Annotated in this window: 20 protein-coding genes; 8 read left to right on the top strand and 12 right to left on the bottom strand. The window is 65.8% G+C overall.

Annotated features, from left to right (window positions below):
- Positions 1-5 precede the first annotated feature (5 nt).
- Positions 6-413 (bottom strand): tautomerase family protein, encoded by a 408-nt coding sequence (locus tag C8C98_RS08035; protein ID WP_121453831.1) that lies wholly within the window; start codon positions 411-413, stop codon positions 6-8.
- Positions 414-571: 158 nt separating this feature from the next.
- Between C8C98_RS08035 and C8C98_RS08030 the strand changes: the two genes are divergently transcribed.
- From C8C98_RS08030 to C8C98_RS07995, 8 genes are all read left to right on the top strand, one after another.
- A complete protein-coding gene (locus C8C98_RS08030; RefSeq protein ID WP_121453830.1) occupies positions 572-1537 on the top strand; it encodes a LysR substrate-binding domain-containing protein in 966 nt (321 codons plus the stop codon).
- 230 nt (positions 1538-1767) lie between these two features.
- Positions 1768-2577 (top strand): transporter substrate-binding domain-containing protein, encoded by an 810-nt coding sequence (locus C8C98_RS08025; protein WP_233574489.1) that lies wholly within the window; start codon positions 1768-1770, stop codon positions 2575-2577.
- Between the two features lie 66 nt (positions 2578-2643).
- Entirely contained in the window at positions 2644-3348 is a 705-nt protein-coding gene (locus C8C98_RS08020) for an ABC transporter permease (protein ID WP_121453829.1), read from the top strand.
- Positions 3345-4082, top strand: a complete 738-nt coding sequence (locus tag C8C98_RS08015; RefSeq protein ID WP_233574488.1) for an ABC transporter permease subunit — start codon at positions 3345-3347, stop codon at positions 4080-4082. Before C8C98_RS08020 ends, C8C98_RS08015 begins: the two co-directional genes overlap by 4 nt.
- A gap of 205 nt (positions 4083-4287) precedes the next feature.
- A complete protein-coding gene (mmuM, locus tag C8C98_RS08010; protein WP_121456130.1) occupies positions 4288-5304 on the top strand; it encodes a homocysteine S-methyltransferase in 1017 nt (338 codons plus the stop codon).
- A gap of 62 nt (positions 5305-5366) precedes the next feature.
- Positions 5367-5813: a DoxX family protein gene (locus C8C98_RS08005; protein ID WP_121453828.1), complete on the top strand. Its 447-nt coding sequence runs from the start codon at positions 5367-5369 to the stop codon at positions 5811-5813.
- Positions 5814-6095: 282 nt separating this feature from the next.
- On the top strand, positions 6096-7121 hold the full coding sequence (locus C8C98_RS08000; protein WP_121453827.1) for an IS110 family transposase: 1026 nt from the start codon (positions 6096-6098) through the stop codon (positions 7119-7121).
- 363 nt (positions 7122-7484) lie between these two features.
- Positions 7485-8234, top strand: a complete 750-nt coding sequence (locus C8C98_RS07995) for an ABC transporter substrate-binding protein (protein WP_121453826.1) — start codon at positions 7485-7487, stop codon at positions 8232-8234.
- Positions 8235-8463: 229 nt separating this feature from the next.
- On the opposite strand, the gene C8C98_RS07990 is transcribed toward C8C98_RS07995, so the two are convergent.
- The 11 genes from C8C98_RS07990 to cobM are packed head-to-tail and all read right to left on the bottom strand — an operon-like array spanning position 8464 to position 17751.
- Positions 8464-8850: a ferredoxin gene (locus tag C8C98_RS07990; RefSeq protein ID WP_121453825.1), complete on the bottom strand. Its 387-nt coding sequence runs from the start codon at positions 8848-8850 to the stop codon at positions 8464-8466.
- Entirely contained in the window at positions 8847-9854 is a 1008-nt protein-coding gene (gene cobJ, locus C8C98_RS07985; RefSeq protein ID WP_121453824.1) for a precorrin-3B C(17)-methyltransferase, read from the bottom strand. Before cobJ ends, C8C98_RS07990 begins: the two co-directional genes overlap by 4 nt.
- A 19-nt stretch (positions 9855-9873) precedes the next feature.
- On the bottom strand, positions 9874-10539 hold the full coding sequence (locus C8C98_RS07980) for an energy-coupling factor ABC transporter permease (protein ID WP_121453823.1): 666 nt from the start codon (positions 10537-10539) through the stop codon (positions 9874-9876).
- Between the two features lie 13 nt (positions 10540-10552).
- The gene (locus C8C98_RS07975) at positions 10553-11065 is read right to left on the bottom strand and encodes a cobalamin biosynthesis protein (protein ID WP_121453822.1); all 513 of its coding nucleotides are present in this window, start codon (positions 11063-11065) and stop codon (positions 10553-10555) included.
- A gap of 12 nt (positions 11066-11077) precedes the next feature.
- Positions 11078-11887, bottom strand: a complete 810-nt coding sequence (locus C8C98_RS07970) for a cobalamin biosynthesis central domain-containing protein (protein WP_121453821.1) — start codon at positions 11885-11887, stop codon at positions 11078-11080.
- Positions 11884-12738: a precorrin-2 C(20)-methyltransferase gene (cobI, locus tag C8C98_RS07965; RefSeq protein ID WP_121453820.1), complete on the bottom strand. Its 855-nt coding sequence runs from the start codon at positions 12736-12738 to the stop codon at positions 11884-11886. Before cobI ends, C8C98_RS07970 begins: the two co-directional genes overlap by 4 nt.
- Positions 12735-14057, bottom strand: a complete 1323-nt coding sequence (cbiE, locus tag C8C98_RS07960; protein ID WP_121453819.1) for a precorrin-6y C5,15-methyltransferase (decarboxylating) subunit CbiE — start codon at positions 14055-14057, stop codon at positions 12735-12737. Before cbiE ends, cobI begins: the two co-directional genes overlap by 4 nt.
- Entirely contained in the window at positions 14054-15190 is a 1137-nt protein-coding gene (locus C8C98_RS07955) for a cobalt-precorrin-5B (C(1))-methyltransferase (protein WP_121453818.1), read from the bottom strand. The genes cbiE and C8C98_RS07955 overlap by 4 nt, the downstream gene beginning before the upstream one ends.
- A gap of 7 nt (positions 15191-15197) precedes the next feature.
- Positions 15198-15884 carry a precorrin-8X methylmutase gene (locus C8C98_RS07950; RefSeq protein WP_121453817.1) on the bottom strand — a complete coding sequence of 229 codons (687 nt, stop codon included), beginning with the start codon at positions 15882-15884 and terminating at the stop codon, positions 15198-15200.
- Positions 15881-16945 (bottom strand): sirohydrochlorin chelatase, encoded by a 1065-nt coding sequence (locus C8C98_RS07945; protein ID WP_121453816.1) that lies wholly within the window; start codon positions 16943-16945, stop codon positions 15881-15883. The genes C8C98_RS07950 and C8C98_RS07945 overlap by 4 nt, the downstream gene beginning before the upstream one ends.
- Complete coding sequence (gene cobM / locus C8C98_RS07940; RefSeq protein ID WP_121456129.1) at positions 16945-17751, bottom strand: precorrin-4 C(11)-methyltransferase; 807 nt, start codon at positions 17749-17751, stop codon at positions 16945-16947. The genes C8C98_RS07945 and cobM overlap by 1 nt, the downstream gene beginning before the upstream one ends.
- Positions 17752-17792 lie beyond the last annotated feature (41 nt).

The raw sequence follows: 17792 nt of genomic DNA, 5'->3' as shown, positions 1-17792 counted from the left end.
CGCCTTCAGGCGCCAGCCCCCCGGTTCTGCACCAGCCCCATCGCCAAGCGGCCCTCGCCCACCGACCAATCGGAATAGTCGTTCTCGTGCATGAAGATGAAGACATCGGCCGGGTTCACGCCCGCTGCGCTTTGCAGGTTGCGGGCGATTGCCTCATACAGCGCACGTTTCATGGCATCGCTGCGGCCCCGGCGCAGCGTGATCTCCACCACCACCACATCCTCGGACCGGGCCACCCCGTTGAAGGTGCGGCTGCAGGCAAATTCACCCGGCTGGTAGCTGGCCACCATGTTGAACAACTCGTCCACCGGCATGCCAATGCTGCTGACCAAGGCGTCGTGAATGCCTTGGACGATCGAGTGGCGGGCTTGCACAGACAGGTGATGGGGAACGTTGGTACGGATGAAGGGCATGGCATATCCTTTTTATGTTCGTTTGATTCAAATAGAAACTGCCATAAAGCAGGCGGGCAGTCGCTACGTTGCAACGCTGTCATTTGCTATTTTGAAAAACTGTCGGCCCCTTGAAAAGCGATGATTGCGCACACCCTATGTGCATTGAGATCAAATAAATGAGCTACCGCCTTCCCCCCTTGGGCGCCTTGCGCGCATTCGAAGCAGCCGCACGCCTGGGCCGCATGACCGCAGCGGCGCACGAGCTGTGCGTGACACCCGGCGCCGTCAGCCGACAGGTGCGCCAACTGGAGGAGCACCTGGGCATCACCCTCTTCGACGGCACCAAGGCCCGGCCCACCCTGACCCCGGCCGCACGGGTGCTGCAGCCCGTGCTGAGCCATGCTTTTGCGCAGATGGCCGATGCCGTGCGCGAAGTCAGCGACTCCAGCCGAGGCCCGCTGGACGTGGCTTGTTTGAGCACCCTGACCGTGAAATGGCTGCTGCCACGCCTGTTCGACTTTCAGGCGCGCTACCCGGACATCGATGTGCGCCTGCGCACGAGCGAAGCCGACGCTGGCAACACGCCCCAGCGCAGCGACCTGGCCATCACAGCGCAGGCCACACCGCCCCACAGCGAGGACACCGGCCTGCAGCACCTGTTCATCGAGCACCTGGGGCCCGTGCTGAGCCCGCACCTAGCCCAGCGAAGCACCGCACCGCTGCAAACGCCTGACGATCTGTGCTCACCCGCATGGCAAACCCTGCTGCTGCGCACACGTACGCGGCGCAACGCATGGGCTATGTGGTGGGCTGCAGCCCATGCAGAGCCGCCCGCGCTGCCAGAAGCCCAAGGCAGCGCAGGGCCTGAATTTGAGCACTACTACTTCACACTGGAGGCTGCTGTGCGTGGCCTGGGCATCGCCGTCGCGCCTTGGCATTTGGTGATGGACGACGTACAGGCGGGCAGGCTGGTGGCGCCCTGGGGCTTCGTGGAATCGGGCTATCACTACGTGTTGCAGCGCAGAACCGCCCAGCCCCAGCCCCGTTTGGACACCTTTTGCGCCTGGATGCGCGAGCAGGCGCAGGCGAACCCGCAGCCCCCAAAGCAGCCCCTACCGCAGCCGCTACTGGAACGCCCATGATCCCACGCTGTGGCAGACGCCCCACCCTGCCGCCAAACAGCACATCTTTGCCGCCAAGCGCACAAAGACAGCGCAGTCATCGCCCAATTTGCGGCCTTGCCGCAAGTTTGTTGGCAATACTCATGTCCTTTTGCGCTCGCACGGTACGGTCGCAGGGCAGCCGGGGGTCCGGGGGGTTCTGGGGCCTGCGATGCACATGCGCCAACCCCCAACCAATCTGGAGCAGGATGATGTTCAAACGCGAGGCCCTGAAGTGGCTGGCAACAGGCGCCGTGGCAGGCAGCATGGCAATGGCAGGCGTGGCCCAGGCCCAGGCAACGCCGGACGTGGTGCGCATTGGCACCCTGTCGGACTACGCACCCTTTGAATACAAGGACGCCAGCGGCCAGCTCAAGGGCATGGAGATTGAGCTGGCCCACGCCATGTGCAAGCACATGCAGGCCAAGTGCGAGTTTTTGACCATGGACTTTGACGCCCTGATCCCCGCCCTGCGCGCCAAGAAGATCGACGCCGTGCTGGCGCAGATGTCCATCACCGACGAGCGCAAGAAGGCGGTGGACTTCACCGACCTGCTGACCCTGGCGCCTGTGCAGTACGTGGCCAAGGTGGGCTCGGGCATCACCGACAACCCCGAAAGCCTGCGCTGCAAGACCCTGGGCATCTACAGCGGCACCAACCACGAGGCGTACCTGAAAAAGCGCCTGCCCACCGCCAAATCGGGCATCCGCGTCAAAACCTACCCCTCGCAAGACCCCATCTGGCTGGACATGGAAGCGGGCCGCGTGCAAGCCACGCTGACCGACACCACTGTGGCCTACGACTGGCTGGCCAAGACCGGCAAGGCCAAGGGCTTTGAACTGGTGGGCAAGCCGATCGACGACGTGGCCATGTTTGGCGAAGGCACGGGCATTGCCGTGCGCAAGGGCGACCCGCTGCGCGTGCGCTTGAACGCCGCCATCAAGCAGGTGCTGACGGACGGCACCTTTGCCGCCGAGAACAAGAAGGTCTTCCCCTTCAGCATTGCCCCCGCCGCGAAGTAACTGGCGGGCGGTGCCACACTCCGGCCCGGCACACTGCCGGGCCGTTTTGTTTTTTGCGGAGAACCCATGGAGTTGTTGACTGGCCCCCTGGCGGACTACGCCTTGCCACTGCTGCAGGGCGCGTGGGTCACGCTGCAGCTGGCGCTGGTGTCGCTGGCGGTGGGCTTGCTGCTGGGGCTGGCCCTGGCGGCCTGCCGCCTGAGCACGCGGCCCTGGCTTCGCCGCAGCGTGGGCCTAGCCACCGCCTTGCTGCGTGGGGTGCCCGAGTTCGTCATCGTGCTGGTGTGCTACTTCGGGCTGTCCAACCTCATCAACAACCACCTGGACGGGGCCATCGACATCAGCCCGTTTGGCGCAGGCGTGTTTGCGCTCTCGGTGGTCTTTGCGGCCTATGCGAGTGAGGTGTTTCGCGGGGCTTTTGCAGCGGTGCCTGCCGGGCAGATTCTGGCCGCGCAGGCCCTGGGCATGCGGCCTGCACAGGTGTTTTGGGTGGTGCGCCTGCCGCAGGCCTGGCGCATTGCGCTGCCCAGCCTGGGCAACCTGTGGCAGTCGCTGCTCAAAGACACCTCGCTGGTGTCTGTGGTGGGCCTGGAAGACCTGCTCAAAAAAGCCCACATGGCGGCGCAGTTCACCCACCAGCCGTTTGTGTTTTACCTGGCCGTCGCAGCGGCGTACCTGGCACTGCTGGCGCTGTCGCACCCCTTGCAGGCTGCGCTGGAGCGCCGCGCCCAGCGGGGCTATGCCACCCACCCAGCGGGAGTTCAAGCATGACCGCCGACAGGGTGATTGCCTGGCTGGCCGACCTGCCCCTGGCGTGGCGGGAAACATGGGAATCCATGCAGGCCGCCTGGGACCCCATGTGGGAGGGCCTGCAGGTCACTGCGGGGCTGCTGGCAGGCTCCACCCTGCTGGGCGCTGCACTGGCCCTGGTGTTGGCCGTGGCCACGGCCCTGGGCCCCCGGCCTGTGGCGGCCGCAGCACGGCTGTATGGCGCAGTGGTGCGGGGCACGCCGCTGCTGGTGCAGTTGTTCCTGGCGTACTTTGGTCTCAGCCAATTCGAGGCCGTGCGGCAGTCGCCCCTGTGGTGGCTGCTGGAAGACGCCACCTACTGCGGGCTGGCGGTGCTGTCGCTGAACCTGGCCGCCTACATGGCGCAAGACCTGCGCGCTGGTTTGCTGGCAGTTCCGCTGGGCGAACGACAAGCGGCCATGGCCCTGGGCTTTACCCGCTGGCAGAGCATGCGTTGTATCGTGCTGCCGCGTGCCCTGCGCATCGCCTTGCCCGCACTGGGCAACCAGGCCATCGCCCAGCTCAAGGCCACCGCGCTGGTGAGCACCATCACCGTGCTGGACCTCACGGGCGCAGCGCGGCAACTGTCGGTGGCCTCGTACACCACCGACGCGCTGCTGGTAGCGGGCGCCCTCTATGCCACCATCACGCTGGTCATCGTGGCCGGGGTGCGCTGGCTGGAAAGGTGCTGGGCACGTGTGGCCCAGGGCCGCTAAACCACCGATGAACCACCGATGACCCGCCGCTGAAGGCCAGCGCCGCGCCCACCGCAGGACGGCGGCACATACACCGCACCGAATGCCGGGATGCCGCATGTGCCTGCGGTAAATGCGGCCACGCAGCAAGGGGGCTGGCGTACCTTTGGCAGGTTTGCCCACCACCCACCGGGCCCTCTTTTTCATTTTGCTGACCTTGCCACCCATGACCCCTACGCCCACCGCCAACCCGTTGCAAACCCTGCTAGATGCCCAAGGCCTGTTTGTGCTGGACGGCGCCCTGGCTACCGAGCTCGAGCGCCGTGGCGCCGACCTGAAAGACCCGCTGTGGTCGGCCAAGCTGCTGATCGAGCAGCCTGACCTGATCCGCCAGGTGCATCTGGACTACTTCCTGGCGGGTGCCGACGTAGCCACGACGTCCAGCTATCAGGCCACGTTCGAGGCGTTTGGGAAACGCGGCTATTCCACGGAAGAGTCCGCCGCGCTCATGCGCCGCTCCATCACCCTGGCGTGCGAGGCCCGCGATGCCTTCTGGGCGGATGCCGCCAACCGCCGGGGCCGCCACAAGCCGCTGGTCGCCGCTTCGGTAGGCCCCTATGGCGCCATGCTGGCCAATGGCTCTGAGTACACCGGCTACCAGGGCGTGGGCCGCGACGACCTGGTACGCTTTCATGCCCCGCGCCTGCAGGTGCTGGCCGCCGCCGGTGCCGACTTGCTGGCCTGCGAGACGCTGCCCTGCCTGGACGAAGCCCTGGCCATTGCCAGCCTTTTGCCCACGCTGGACGACGGGCACGGCAACGCGATGGGCGCATGGATCAGCTTCTCGTGCAAGGACAGCGAGCACAACAGTCAGGGCGAGCGCATGGCCGATTGCGCCGCTGCGCTGGACGGCCTGCCGCAGGTATGGGCCGTGGGCGTGAACTGCACGGCGCCTCAGTACATCCCATCGCTGGTGGCGCACATCCAGCGCCACACACGCACACCCATCGTGGTGTACCCCAACTCGGGCGAAACCTACGACGCAGTGGACAAGCAATGGCGCGGCCATGCCATCGCCACCCCCGCAGCCCCCTACGATGCTTTTGCCGATGCCGCCATGCGCTGGCACGCGCAAGGTGCGCGGCTGATTGGCGGATGCTGCCGTACCGGCCCGCAAGACATCGCGGCCCTCAAGCAACTGGCGGTTGCCCAAGGCGTGTTACGCAACGGTACAGCACCTTGATTTGCATCAACTGCCGAAGGACGGCAGCTACCTAACATGAAACTTACTAAGGAGTGAATTTCATGCAACTGCTGACCCTCGACGACTTCCGGATCAAGGCATCCAACTTCAACATCACCCGCGCGGAAAACCTGCTTCGCATCATCTGCGGAGCTTTCATGTTTCCACACGCCATGAGCAAGTTCGCCTCTTTTGGCGTGCTGTCGGCAGGCACCATCGGCTTCTTTGGCAAGGCGGGCTTCCAGCCGCCAGAGCTGTGGGTATGGCTGGCCTTCTTCACCGAAGCGGCTTGTGGCATTGCCCTGGTGCTGGGCCTGTGCACCCGCTACGCCGCCTTGGGTGCTGCAGGCGCACTGGCCATTGCGGTGTATGCGCTGCACACCGTCAAGGGCTTTGGCTGGCTGTGGAACACCGGCGGGTACGAGTACCCCATCTTCTGGGGCCTGGCCTGCGTGACCGTAGCCCTGTGGGAATTCCGCCGGGTGTATGGCCCATCGGCACAGCGGTAAACCACGGCCTGCGCTATCAGCCCTTGCGCAAAGCCATGGCGGGTGGTGCGAAGGCAGCAGTGGCGGCGTTTGGGCAACGCCACACTGAGAGCGGCTCACACAACCCAGCGAAGCGGCCTTGGCTGGGCGTTCCGTCGTAGGCAGTACAAGCTGTACGCCGCGACGGAACAACGACGCCAGGGGGTTGTGTGAGATGGTATGGACACCGCCCTCTTGACCCGCTTGCACTGATATCTCGCCAGGATCAAAGTACCAAGCATCTCAGCAACCAAGGAGATCATCATGGACCGCACTGTCATTGCCATCGATATCGCGAAGAAGGTGTTCCAACTGCACTGGGTTGATCTGGAGACGGGCTGTATTGAACGTCAGCAACTTAAACGCAGCGGCCTGCTGCAATGGTTCGCCAATCGTCCGTGTGCACTGGTCGTGATGGAGGCCTGTGGCGGCGCACACGAGTGGGCGCGCTCATTGCAACGATTCGGGCATGAGGTGCGACTCATTTCCCCGCGCAAAGTCCGCCCCTTTGTGCAACGTAACAAAACAGACGCGGCTGACGCGCAAGCCATTTGGACTGCATGCCAACAACCAGGGATGCGTTTCGTGCCCGTGAAGACCGAGGCACAACAGGTCATTTTGTCGCTGCATCGCATCCGAGTTCAACTCATGAAGTCGCGCATCATGCAGACCAACGAACTGAGGGGAATCCTGTACGAGTTCGGCCTTGTCCTGCCTGAGGGGCACCGGCAATTGCTGCTGGCCCTGCCAAATACCTTGAACGAAGCAAGGCAGCGTTTGCCGGCCATGCTGATAGACAGCTTGGACGAGCAGGTGCGACGCATCAAACAAATTGCAGAGGACATTGATCGAATTGAGCGCAGGTTGGCCCTGCAACTGCGCGAATCTCCTTCGTGCCAAGCCATCGCACAGATTCCAGGCGTGGGCCTGCTCACAGCAACGGCGGTTGTGGCCAGCATGGGTGATCCACAAACGTTCAAAGATGCCAGAGAGTTCTCGGCCTGGATTGGCCTTGTGCCTCGGCAAACAGGCACTGGAGGTCGCATCAGGCAGTTGGGAATCAGCAAGCGAGGCGATGCTTACCTAAGAACACTGCTGATGCATGCCGCTCGATCTGTGGCACTCAAATGCAAAGAAGGCAGCACATGGCCGTGGTTGACGGAGCTGATCAAGCGCCGGCCGCACAACGTTGTGGTTGCCGCAGTCGCCAACAAACTGGCGCGCACCATTTGGGCCGTGCTCATCAAGGGCCAGCCCTGGAACCCCAAGGCATGGCATGGCACCGTATGAAGGGGCCTTGAGCGGAAATTAGAAACCCACTGTTTGAAGGAGAGCAAGCGACGTCACGTGTGTGATGGAGCAGACAGGTCGGACCGTGATGAGGACACTCCGATTAGAGCCAAGAGCACAAAGCTCGAGTGTTAGATGGGAACCTCGTCAGCGAATGCCATCAGGGCCAGCAGGCACCGCCTGCACAACAGGCCGGATATAAGACTGCAGCCCTGCCTCCCGTTCCCTCACGCATCCCAGTCACTTGTAATCCGGGCGGTGTCCATATAAGCCGCTCTAAGATGGATGGCAAACGCACCAACGGCCACCGCACTGGCCACGGCACCGCGCCCGCTAGCGCGCCACCTTTCATCCATCACTGCCATGACTGTGCCTGCTGAAACCCTCCGCGCCCTGGCCCCCCAAGGCGTGTTGCGCGCCTCCATCAACCTGGGCAACCCCATCTTGGCGGGCGTGGACGCGCAAGGTGCGCCCAAGGGCGTGTCCGTCGACTTGGCCCACGCCTTCGCCCAACGCCTGGGCGTGGGGTTGGAGCTGGTGGTGTTTGACACCGCAAGCAAGTCGGTAGAGGCCGTTCGCGCCGAACAGGCAGACATCGGCTTCTTCGCCATCGACCCACTGCGCGGCGAAGGCATTGCGTTCACCGCGCCCTATGTACTCATCGAAGGCAGCTACCTGGTGCGCGCCGATTCGCCCCTGCAAGCCAATGAAGCCGTGGACCAACCCGGCCGCACCGTGACCGTGGGCCAAGGCAGCGCCTACGACCTGTTTCTGAGCCGCGAACTGAAGCACGCCACCATCGAGCGGGCGCCCACATCCCCCGCCGTGGTCGATACCTTCATCACCCACGGCCACGATGTGGCAGCGGGCGTGAAGCAGCAGCTGGAAGCCGACGCCCAGCGCCTGGGCGGCCTGCGCCTGCTGCCAGGCCGCTTCATGGTGATCCAGCAGGCCATGGGTACACCCAAAGGCCGGGGGCACGGCGCACAGGCCGCCCTGGCCCAGTTTGTGGAAGACATGAAGGCCAGCGGCTTTGTGTCCGAGGCCTTGGCGCGCCATGGCATCCAGGGCGCCTCGGTGGCGCCAGCGCAGGCCTTGTCGAACGGACGCTAGCGCAGCGAGGGAGTGCCTGTGTGGCCGCCGCGCCAAGCGCGCTGGCCCTGCGCATGGCGATGGACAGCATCACCCCCGTTCGCGATCGCCCCAGCTTGGCCGACGATCGAAAACCGGTTCCAAGCTCCGGGCCAACGGAGGTGACAAAGGCCAGCACCTCTTCAAAGAAAATCAGCCTCTAGGGCTTGCACTGCTAGCGCAGGCAGCTATTAAATACATAGCAAAACTTTTACCCAGCCGTCGGCCCCTGGTGAAACACCAGCTCCTGCACCGCCTGCCCGCCCACCAGGTGTTCTTCGATGATGCGGTCCATGTTCGCAGGCGTGACGTTGTAGTACCAGGTGCCGTCGGGCTGCACGCACATCACCGGGCCGCCTTTGCAGGCGGCAAAGCAGCTGACGCGGCTGCGTTTGACGCGCAGCTCGCCATCGTTCAAACCGGCGGCCTTGAACTTGGCGCCCAGGCTGTCGAACAGGTCTTGCGCTTGGCCATCTTGCGTGCAGCGCGGGCCGGTGCAGATCAGCAGGTGGCGGCGGTAGTCGCCGATCTTGGGGCGCACGACCTCGGGGGGCGTTGCATCGGCGGTCACCCCGGGGTTCGTGGTGTCGGCGCTCATGCTTCGGCCTCTTCGGGGGCGTCCTGCGCTGCGGCTTCCAGCGGGTTCTCCAAGGTGTCGCGGATGTAGTCCACCGGCAGGCGGTGGCGCTGGGCCAGGGCTTCGATGCTGTCGCCCGCAGCGTGGTCGGCAAACAAATTCTCCAGCCAGCCATTGAGCCCGGTGGAGAGCGACCGGCCGGGTCGCTCGCCCGCCAGCGTGGTGCCACCGGCCTGCACGTCGTACTTGTTGGCGTAGCCACGGGGCGTGACCATGAGGCCGTTTTGCACCACGGTGTTGCTGTTGCCGATGAGCACGGTGCTGAGCATGCCGATGTCGGCATCGCTCATGTGCGCCAGCGTGGTGAACTCGATGCGCTCGCGGCGGCGGTAGGCGCTCTTGACGATGGCCACGGGCGTATCGGGGCTGCGGTGGCGCAGGAACAGGCGCTGCGCTTCCACAATTTGCCGCGTGCGACGGCCGCTCTTGGGGTTGTAGAGGGCCACCACAAAGTCGGAGTACGCCACGGCATCGAGCCTGCGCGCAATGGTGGGCCAGGGCGTGAGCAAATCCGACAGCGAGATGGCGCAAAAGTCGTGCGTGAGCGGCGCGCCCACGCGGGCTGCGCAGCTGTTGAGGGCCGAGGCGCCGGGCACCACTTCGACCACGATGCCGCCTGCTTCTGGCTCACCGTTTTCGTCGATGGCGGGGGGCGTCCAGCCGGCCTGAAACAGCACCTCGAACGTGGGGCCGGCCATGCCGTACACCCCCGCGTCGCCCGAAGAGATGAGTGCCACCTTTTTGCCCTCGCGGGCGCGGGCCAGCGCTTCGATGGCGCGGTCCAGCTCCTCGGTCATGGACTTGCGGATGATTTCCTTGCCCTCAATCAGGTCGGCCACCAGCTTGATGTAAGTGACGTAGCCAATGATGGTGTCGGCCTCGGCAATGGCGGCGCGGGCGCGCGCCGTCATGTGCTCGGTGCTGCCGGGGCCGATGCCCACGAGCATGATTTTTCCTGCGGTCATGGACTCAGCCCTTTGCAGATCAAGCCGACGCTGCAGCGGAGACTGCGGGTGCTGCGCGACGCAGCAGGCCTTCGTCGATGCAAGCTGTCAGCCAACGGTTGCCTTGCATGCGGCCTGCCAGGGCCACGAGGCCGATGGTCAGCAGCGGCTCGATGGCGACCAGGCTGGCGTACGAGGCGGCAAACAGTGCCCAGTCGGCAACGGGGGCGGCATCGTTGCTGATGGACAGCCAGAAGCCCACCATCAGCGTCACGCCTGCGTAGTACACGGCGTCGAGCTTGAGCACGTTGGCCACGGTGATGCCCTTGATCTTTTGGCCCAGGGTGTGGTGCACGGTGACCAGTGGCACGGCCAGGCTCAGGAAGTTGACGGCCAGGTGGGCCATGTCTTGCGGCTCGAACACCACGGCTTGCACCAGCAGGCCCAGGCCAAAGCCGAACAGCGTGGGAATGAAGCCAAACAGCAGGTAGATGGGCATAGCGCCCACCAAGTGCAGCTCTGACGGGCCCACGGGCAAATGCCAGGCCTGCATCAGCACACTGAAGAAGAACGCGGCCAGCGCAGTGCGCAGCCAGGCGGTGGGGCTTTTGAGCAGGCCCATGGTGTGGGCACCTAAAAGGGCCGTGGCCGCCACGCCAGCGTAGGCCAGCTTTTCGGGGGAGATGATGCCGATTTCGATGTGCATGGGAGGTTTCCTTTCAAGAAACGGACGGGGGTGAAAAAGGGGTGGAGGGCGCAGCGGCCATGCGGGCGATGGACACGGTGGCGTTCTTGCCATCGGGCCCACGCAGCTTGTGCTTTTCAACCACCAGCGCGCGCAGATCGGCCCGCGCGGCCAGCAAGGCGGCGGCTTCGCTGACCGAGGGCGTTCCCATGTAGCGCTGCACGGTGGCTGAGGGGTTGGGCACTGGCACGGCGGCGAGCTGGGCAGCGGTGAACCACTGCAGCGGCCAGCCGTGCTGCTGCGCCAGTTGCAAAAAGGCGGCTTCGTCGGCCTTGGCCTCGATGCTGGCGAGCACCGCCACATCGGCCAGCGTGCCCCCCGCCAGCGCCAGCGCTTGCTGCAGGCACTGCTGCACCGTCGCCAGCGGCGTGCCCCGGTCGCAGCCCAGACCCACGGCCAGAGGCTGTGCGGCAGCGGGCGGCGCCGATCCGCGTGCATGTGCTGACGCGAGTGCATCTGCAAGTGGGCTGGACGGTGTGCGAGTCATGGCAGGCAGGGTTCAGGCGGCGGTGGCGTCTGCGGCCTGACCGGCAGGCGGGCGGTACACCACCAGGCGTTCGGCCCAGTCGGCCCACAGGGTGTCGGGCACCTCCGCATCGGTCACCCACAGCACGGCCTTGTGGTGGTCGGGCCGCACTTGCGCAAAGGCGGTGAGGCATTCCACATTGGCGGGCAACGGCGTGGGCCGGGTCCACCAGCGGGTGCTACCGGCCTCTTGCACCACGGCAATGGGCTCGCCATTGACCACGTGGGCCGAGACGCGGGTGATGTTGATCTTAGAGGCCTGCACGCGCCAGCCCAGGTGGCGGCCCAAGATGTCTACGGGAATGGTCTTGCCCACATCGGATGCGGTGGTGAGCACGGGCGTGGCGCCCAGCAGGTCGGCAATGCGCTCGCTCATGGCGTTGGCGCCGCCCACATGGCCCGAGAGCACGGGGATGACGAACTGACCCGCATCGTCCACCACCGTCACGCCGGGGTCTTCGTCCTTGGACTTCAGCACCGGTGCAATCAAGCGCACCACGGCACCCAGCGAGACAAAGAACACGAGCTGGTCGTAGCCCGCAAACAGCGGCGCCATCTCGTCGCGCAGGGCACCTTCGTAGGCGCGCACGGTGTTGGGCAGGCCGTCAAACGCCTGCGCAAACTTGGCGGCAGTGCAGATGTGGGCGTCGGGCAAGTCACGCGCCAGCTGGGCGGCCTGCGCCGCGCCGTGCCGGGTGATGGCGACGATGCAGACGCGCGCCTCTTGCTCAGGGTTCACGGGGGCAGAGAGCACCACGGCGGGTGATACAGAAGATGCTGTCATTCAGTAGTTTCCAATTCGGCAAAGAGGCCGCTGCCATCCAATGCAGGCAACGGCGCGGGCGAGGTCTTTTTGAGGCAACCCTTGATGCGCTCGCCGCGAATGCGGTGGGGGTTCTTCACCACCATGAGCGAGAGGTAGCTGACCTTGGTGCCACGCAGGGCGGGCAGGTCCACGCCCGCCACACTGCGCTCGTCGGGCGCGCCCACGCGCTCGATGAACTGGGTGTGGGGCAGCAAGCCGCGCTGGGTGAGCCAGTCGATGAGGTCGTCCATCAGCGGCTTGACCTTCATGAGCACCAGGGTGTCGAAGTCGGTGAGCAAACGGTCCACCGCGCTCACGCCATAAGCGGCGGGCACGATGGCAATGGTGTCGTCCTGCTCGGCCAGCGGCATGCCACGGGCGGCACAGGCCGCCGCGAAGGCGTTGACGCCAGCAATCACCGGCACGTCAATGCGCGCATCCAGCGCCTGCACCGTGCGCGCCAGGTGGCCAAAGGTGGCGTAGGTGCTGGCGTCGCCCTCTACCAAAAACAGCACGTCTTGCCCCGCCAGCAGCCAGGGCAGCACCGTCTCTGCGGCGCGCATCCAGGCGCGGGCGAGCTTGTCGCCGTCGTGCGTCATAGGAAACAGCAGCGTCCGGTGCTGTGCGGGCGGTGTGAGCCCGGCGCGCTGCACGATGTCAAACGCGTAGCTGGGCGTTTTGGTGCTGCGGGCGGGGTAGGTCCACACCGCATCGGTGCGCTGCAGTTGGGCCCACGCGGCGCGGGTGATGAGGCCGGGGTCGCCGGGGCCGAGGGAGACGCCAATGAGGCGGCCCAGCGTGGGAGCGACTTGAATGTCCGTTTCGCTCATGCGCCCTCCCCTTGCTCGGCTGCTACCGTTGCGCCCTCACCCGGCTGCGCGCAAACGATCCACACCGGGTTCTCTGCCGCCATGCGGTGCATGTGCAAGATGGGCTTGCTGCGGGCGGCCTGCAGTTGCAGCACATCCCACACCGCGCCTTGGGCTTGCAGGGCTTGCGTGGCGCTGGCCAGGTTTTCGAGCGTGACAAAGTTCATGACCAGCCAGCCGCCCGTGCGCAAGCGGCGCAGGCACAGGGCAATCAGCTCTTGCAGCTCACCACCGGAGCCGCCGATGAACACGGCGTCCGGGTCCGGCCACGCATCCAGCCCCTCGGGGGCCTTGCCATGCACCAGCGTGTGGTTGCTCAGGCCAAAGGCGCGGGCGTTTTGGCCCGCGATGGCGAAGTCAGCCTCGTTCTTCTCGATGGCCCAGACATGGCCTTGCGGGCACAGGCGGGCGGCTTCGAGCCCCACCGAGCCGCTGCCCGCGCCAATGTCCCACACGCGGCTGTCGGCACGCAGTTGCATGCGGGCCAGCGACACGGCGCGCACCTCTTGCTTGGTGATGAGGCCTTTGTCGGGCTGGCGCTGGTGGTAGGCGCTGTCGGCCAGGCCCATGCGCACGGGCTGCGGGCGCACCTGGCTGCGCACCAGCACCACTACGTTGGGGTCGGCAAAGGTCTGCTGCGCAGCGTCGTGCGGTGACAGCTCGGCCACCACGCGCTCGTCGGGCGTGCACAGGCGCTCGGCCACGGCCATCTGAAAGTCGTCGCCCAGGCCTTCTGCCACCATCAGCCGCGCAATGCGATCGGGCGAGTTGTCGGGGCTGGTGAGCACCAGCAGGCGGTCGTGCTGGCGCAGGCTTTGCGCCAGGGCATACAGGCCGTGCCCGGGCGCAGCACCCACATGCCACTCGCCCGCATCTTTGCTGTGCACGGACACAATGCGCGCGTCCTGCCAGGCCAGGCCCAGGCGGGCACTGGCGAGCTGCACGGTCGATAGATTGGGCAGCACCTCCACCGCCTCGATGCACAGACGCGATGCGAGATAGCTGGCAATGCCGTGGCACAGCGGGTCGCCCGTGGCCAGCACCACGCTGGTCTGGCCTGCCTCGCGTGCCGCAGCAATCCAGCCGGGCACGGCGCTGAGCTGGCCCGTCAGATCACGGCGCTGGGCTTGGGGGGCGATGTCGTCTTCGAGCAGCGCCAGCGTGCGGGTGCCGCCAATGACCCAGTCGGCCCGGCGCAGCAGCGCCAAGGCAGTGGGGCTGAGGCTGGCAGCCCCGTCGTCGAGCACGCCGATCACTCGGCAAGGTTGGGGATCGGTCATGTCGTCTTTGGAATAGAAGAAGCGGCTTCGGCCATCTTCAGGCCGTCAAAGTCGCACACCAGCACCTGCAGGCGGAACTTACCGCCGTAGCGGTCGGGCGCCATGAGCGTGCGCACCACGGCCTGGGCCAGTGCTTCATGGAAAGGCGTGGCCAGGCCCAGGGCCTGCATGCGCTCGGCGGCAAAGCGGGCGGTTTCGGCGGCGGCAATCTCGGCGCACACCTCGGGCGGCGCGCTAATGCCTGCGGCCAGTTGGGCCAGCAGCTCGGTGTCTACCTCGGCGCGGTTGGCGTGGGTGATGGTTTCGCCCTGGGCTATTTTTGTCAGCTTGCCCACCATGCCGCCAATGACGACTTCGGTGAGGCCCTGGGCCACGGCTTCGTCGAGGGCATAGCGCAAAAAGTCGCCCATCTGCACAAAGCAGGCGGGGGGCAGCGCGGCGTGCTCTTTCATCGCAAACTGCTCGGTGCGCCCGCCGGTGGTGAGCACCACCACGCCGTGGCCCAGCGTGGCCGCCACCTGCACGCCCTGCACCACGCTGGCACGGTAGGCCGAGGTGGAATACGGCTTGACGATGCCAGTGGTGCCGAGGATGGAGATGCCGCCCAAAATGCCCAGACGGGCGTTGAGCGTCTTCTTGGCCATCTCCACGCCCTGCGGCACGGAGATGGTGACCTCCAGCCCGGCATGGGCCAGCAGCGGGCCGCCAGCGGCGCGCACGTTGTCTTCAATGTTGCGGCGGGGCACGGGGTTGATGGCCGGGCCGCCCACTTCCAGACCCAGCCCGGCCATGGTGACGGTGCCTACACCAAAGCCGCCACACAGGCGCACCACACCGGCCTCGCCGGGCAGCACGCGCACATCGGCGGTGAGGTGGGCCTTGTCGGTGCAGTCGGGGTCGTCGCCTGCGTCCTTGATGACCATGGCATGGGCGGTGGCATCAGGGGTGCTCACATCGCAGCGCCCGTCGTTCACCACAAAACGCACCGTGTCGCCGTTGGGCAGCAGGCAGTCCACCGCATCGGGCACCGCGCCGTGCACCAGGCCCTGCACGGCAGCGGCAGCGGCGGCGGCAGAGCAAGCCCCGGTGGTGAACCCGGTGCGGGTGCCCCGGTGAACGGTTTTTTCCATCATGGCGTTGTCAGCCCTGGGCGGTCGTCAGCTTTTGCTGCGCCTCGGCCAACGACAGCAAAGCGTGCACAGCGGCCACCACCAGCGTGGAGCCCCCTTTGCGCCCGCGAATCACCAGCCAAGGCACCTCGTGCTGGCTGGCGATCAGGTCTTTGGACTCGGCCGCCGACACAAAGCCCACGGGCATGCCCACCACCAGCGCGGGGCGCACGCCCTCCTCTGCAATCAGCCGGGCCAGCTCGATCAGCGCTGTGGGCGCATTGCCAATGCCCACAATGGCGCCTTGCAGCAAGCCCAGGCGGTGGGCCTTGCGCATGGCCTGTACGGCGCGGGTGGTGTCCTCTTGCTGGGCCTGTGCAATCACATCGGCATCTGAAATGAACTGGTGCGTGCGCATGCCAAAGTGCGCCAGGCGGGGCTGCGACAGGCCCGAGCAAATCATCTCCACATCGGCCACCACGGGCGTGCCCCCGCGCAGCATGGCGGCCACGCCCGCCTGCACGGCCTGCGGGTGAAAGTCGGTCAGGCCGTTGAACTCAAAATCCGCATTCGCATGGATCATGCGGCGCACGATGGGCCATTGCTCGGCGGTGTAGCTGTGGCTTTGCACCTCGGCATCGATGATGGCAAAGCTGTCGTGCTCAATGGCCTGCCCGGCGCGGGTGAGCTGCTCGGTGACGGTGTTGACGGTGCTCATGCGGGCTGGGCCTCGTGGGTGTGCCCGTGGGAATGCGCATGAGGGTGTGGATGGACGTGATCGCCATGACCGTGGTCGTGACGGTGTTCGTGGCTGTGGTCATGCCCGTGTTCATGCGCAGGGTCATGTACCCCGTGCGGGGCATGCAGGTGCACTACGGCCTCAGCGGCCGGGGCATGGGTGTGCTCATGGCTGTGGCCGTGGCCCATGTCGTGCGCCAGTTCGCGGTATTTGCAGCCGTCGCACGGCAGCTTGCTGTCGGGCACGCCCGCGCGCAGGTCGGCCACACGCTGCTCCAGCAGGGCAAAGATTTCTTTCTCAAACCCAAAGTACGAGGCTTGTGCAAACCGCACCTGCGGGTACTGCTGGCGCAGGTGCTCCACCTGGCGGGCAATGCGCTGCATGAGCGTGCCGGTGAACAGGTAATACGGCAGCACCACCACCTGCTTCATGCCCACCAGCACCTGGCGCTGCACCGCGCGCTCCAGGCGCGGCCAGGTGATGCCGGTGAAGGCCAGGTCCACCAGCTCGTGGTCGGTCTCTTCCATCAACCAGCGGGCCATCTTGGCCACGTCGCCATTGGCTTGGCGGTCGGACGAACCCCGCCCCAGCAGCACCACGCCGGTGGTGGTGGGGTCGGGCATGTCCAGCGCGTTCATGCACTTGCGCAGGTTGCGGCGCAGCACATCGAGGATGGGATCGCACGCGGTGAGGTGCGGGCCATACAGAAATTCAGTGCCGGGGCAGTGCTCGCGGGCGTGTTCGATGGCTTCTGGAATCTCCATCTTCACGTGGCCTGCCGCGTTCAAGATGAGCGGCAGCACCAGCACGCGGCGGGCGTTGCGCCCGGCTTGCTGCAGGCCGTCATGCAGGCTAGGGGCGGCAAATTCGATGAAGCACACCTCGATGTTCCAGCCGGGCTGGCGCTCGCGCCACTGGGCTACGAAGCGGTGAATTTCGTCATTGCCCTCGGCCTCGCGTGAGCCGTGGCCGATGAGCAAAATGGTGTCGTCGTGGCGTGCGCCGTGGTGTGTACCGAGGGGCGTGGCTGTGGGTTGCATCAGGAAGTCTCCGTGGACGTTGCAGGCGCACTGGCCTTGCGAAAGCGGTGGGTAAAGCTGGCGTCGTACAACTTGGACTTGGCCAGCGTGGGCCAGTGGCGTGCGCCCAGATTGGGGCTGGCAATCACCATGGCCTGGCTGACCACCTTGGCGTCGCGGCAGCGCTGGCGAATGTCGGCCAACGTACCGCGAATGATGAGTTCCTCGCCCGGCCAGCTGGCCTTGTGCACCACCAACATGGGGGCGTCATCGGCCCAGCCAGCGGCGCGCAGTTGCTCCTGCACTTTGTGCAGCAGGGTGATCGACAAGAAGATGCACAGCGTGCAGTGGTGGCGCGCCAGCTCGGCCAGCGATTCGCCTTCGGGCATGGGGGTGCGGCCTTCCACGCGGGTGAAGATCACGGTCTGCGTGACCTCGGGCAGCGTGAAGCTTTCCACCGCTGCAGCGGCAGACGCCATGGCCGAAGACACTCCCGGCACCACGCGCACGGGCACTCCGGCGGCGTCGAGCGGCTGCACCACTTCAATCAGCGCGCCATACAAGGCCGGGTCGCCCGTTTGCAGGCGAATCACCACCGCGTGCTGCTGCGCCTGCGCAATCAACCACGCAGCCATCTGCTCCAGCGTCATGTCTTTGCTGTCGGCAATGGCGCAGCCGGGCGGCGCCCAGCGGGTCACGGCCTCGTTGACCAGCGAGCCTGCAAAAAGAATGGCGCCTGCGCGCTCTATGAGCGCGCGGCCTTTGACGGTGATGAGCTCCGGATCCCCCGGGCCCGCGCCCACAAACCAAACGGTACCGACCGTCATGGCTGGCGCCAGCCCAGGCAGCACATGGGGGTGCCATGGCT

Origin of the sequence: Acidovorax sp. 106 (assembly GCF_003663825.1) — a bacterium.
Taxonomy (GTDB): domain Bacteria; phylum Pseudomonadota; class Gammaproteobacteria; order Burkholderiales; family Burkholderiaceae_C; genus Acidovorax.
This window is presented reverse-complemented; position numbering and strand designations above follow the sequence as displayed.

Bases quoted from the DNA above. Each gene is read 5' to 3' on its own strand.
- mmuM (WP_121456130.1), top strand. From the start codon at position 4,288: ATGACCCCTACGCCCACCGCCAACCCGTTGCAAACCCTGCTAGATGCC.
- cobI (WP_121453820.1), bottom strand. From the start codon at position 12,738: ATGAGCGAAACGGACATTCAAGTCGCTCCCACGCTGGGCCGCCTCATT.
- C8C98_RS07975 (WP_121453822.1), bottom strand. From the start codon at position 11,065: ATGACTCGCACACCGTCCAGCCCACTTGCAGATGCACTCGCGTCAGCA.
- C8C98_RS07950 (WP_121453817.1), bottom strand. From the start codon at position 15,884: ATGAGCACCGTCAACACCGTCACCGAGCAGCTCACCCGCGCCGGGCAG.
- C8C98_RS08030 (WP_121453830.1), top strand. From the start codon at position 572: ATGAGCTACCGCCTTCCCCCCTTGGGCGCCTTGCGCGCATTCGAAGCA.
- C8C98_RS07955 (WP_121453818.1), bottom strand. From the start codon at position 15,190: ATGATGGAAAAAACCGTTCACCGGGGCACCCGCACCGGGTTCACCACC.
- cbiE (WP_121453819.1), bottom strand. From the start codon at position 14,057: ATGACCGATCCCCAACCTTGCCGAGTGATCGGCGTGCTCGACGACGGG.
- C8C98_RS07990 (WP_121453825.1), bottom strand. From the start codon at position 8,850: ATGAGCGCCGACACCACGAACCCCGGGGTGACCGCCGATGCAACGCCC.
- C8C98_RS07945 (WP_121453816.1), bottom strand. From the start codon at position 16,945: ATGCAACCCACAGCCACGCCCCTCGGTACACACCACGGCGCACGCCAC.
- cobJ (WP_121453824.1), bottom strand. From the start codon at position 9,854: ATGACCGCAGGAAAAATCATGCTCGTGGGCATCGGCCCCGGCAGCACC.
- C8C98_RS08035 (WP_121453831.1), bottom strand. From the start codon at position 413: ATGCCCTTCATCCGTACCAACGTTCCCCATCACCTGTCTGTGCAAGCC.
- C8C98_RS07970 (WP_121453821.1), bottom strand. From the start codon at position 11,887: ATGACAGCATCTTCTGTATCACCCGCCGTGGTGCTCTCTGCCCCCGTG.
- cobM (WP_121456129.1), bottom strand. From the start codon at position 17,751: ATGACGGTCGGTACCGTTTGGTTTGTGGGCGCGGGCCCGGGGGATCCG.
- C8C98_RS07995 (WP_121453826.1), top strand. From the start codon at position 7,485: ATGACTGTGCCTGCTGAAACCCTCCGCGCCCTGGCCCCCCAAGGCGTG.
- C8C98_RS08000 (WP_121453827.1), top strand. From the start codon at position 6,096: ATGGACCGCACTGTCATTGCCATCGATATCGCGAAGAAGGTGTTCCAA.
- C8C98_RS08005 (WP_121453828.1), top strand. From the start codon at position 5,367: ATGCAACTGCTGACCCTCGACGACTTCCGGATCAAGGCATCCAACTTC.
- C8C98_RS08020 (WP_121453829.1), top strand. From the start codon at position 2,644: ATGGAGTTGTTGACTGGCCCCCTGGCGGACTACGCCTTGCCACTGCTG.
- C8C98_RS08025 (WP_233574489.1), top strand. From the start codon at position 1,768: ATGTTCAAACGCGAGGCCCTGAAGTGGCTGGCAACAGGCGCCGTGGCA.
- C8C98_RS08015 (WP_233574488.1), top strand. From the start codon at position 3,345: ATGACCGCCGACAGGGTGATTGCCTGGCTGGCCGACCTGCCCCTGGCG.
- C8C98_RS07980 (WP_121453823.1), bottom strand. From the start codon at position 10,539: ATGCACATCGAAATCGGCATCATCTCCCCCGAAAAGCTGGCCTACGCT.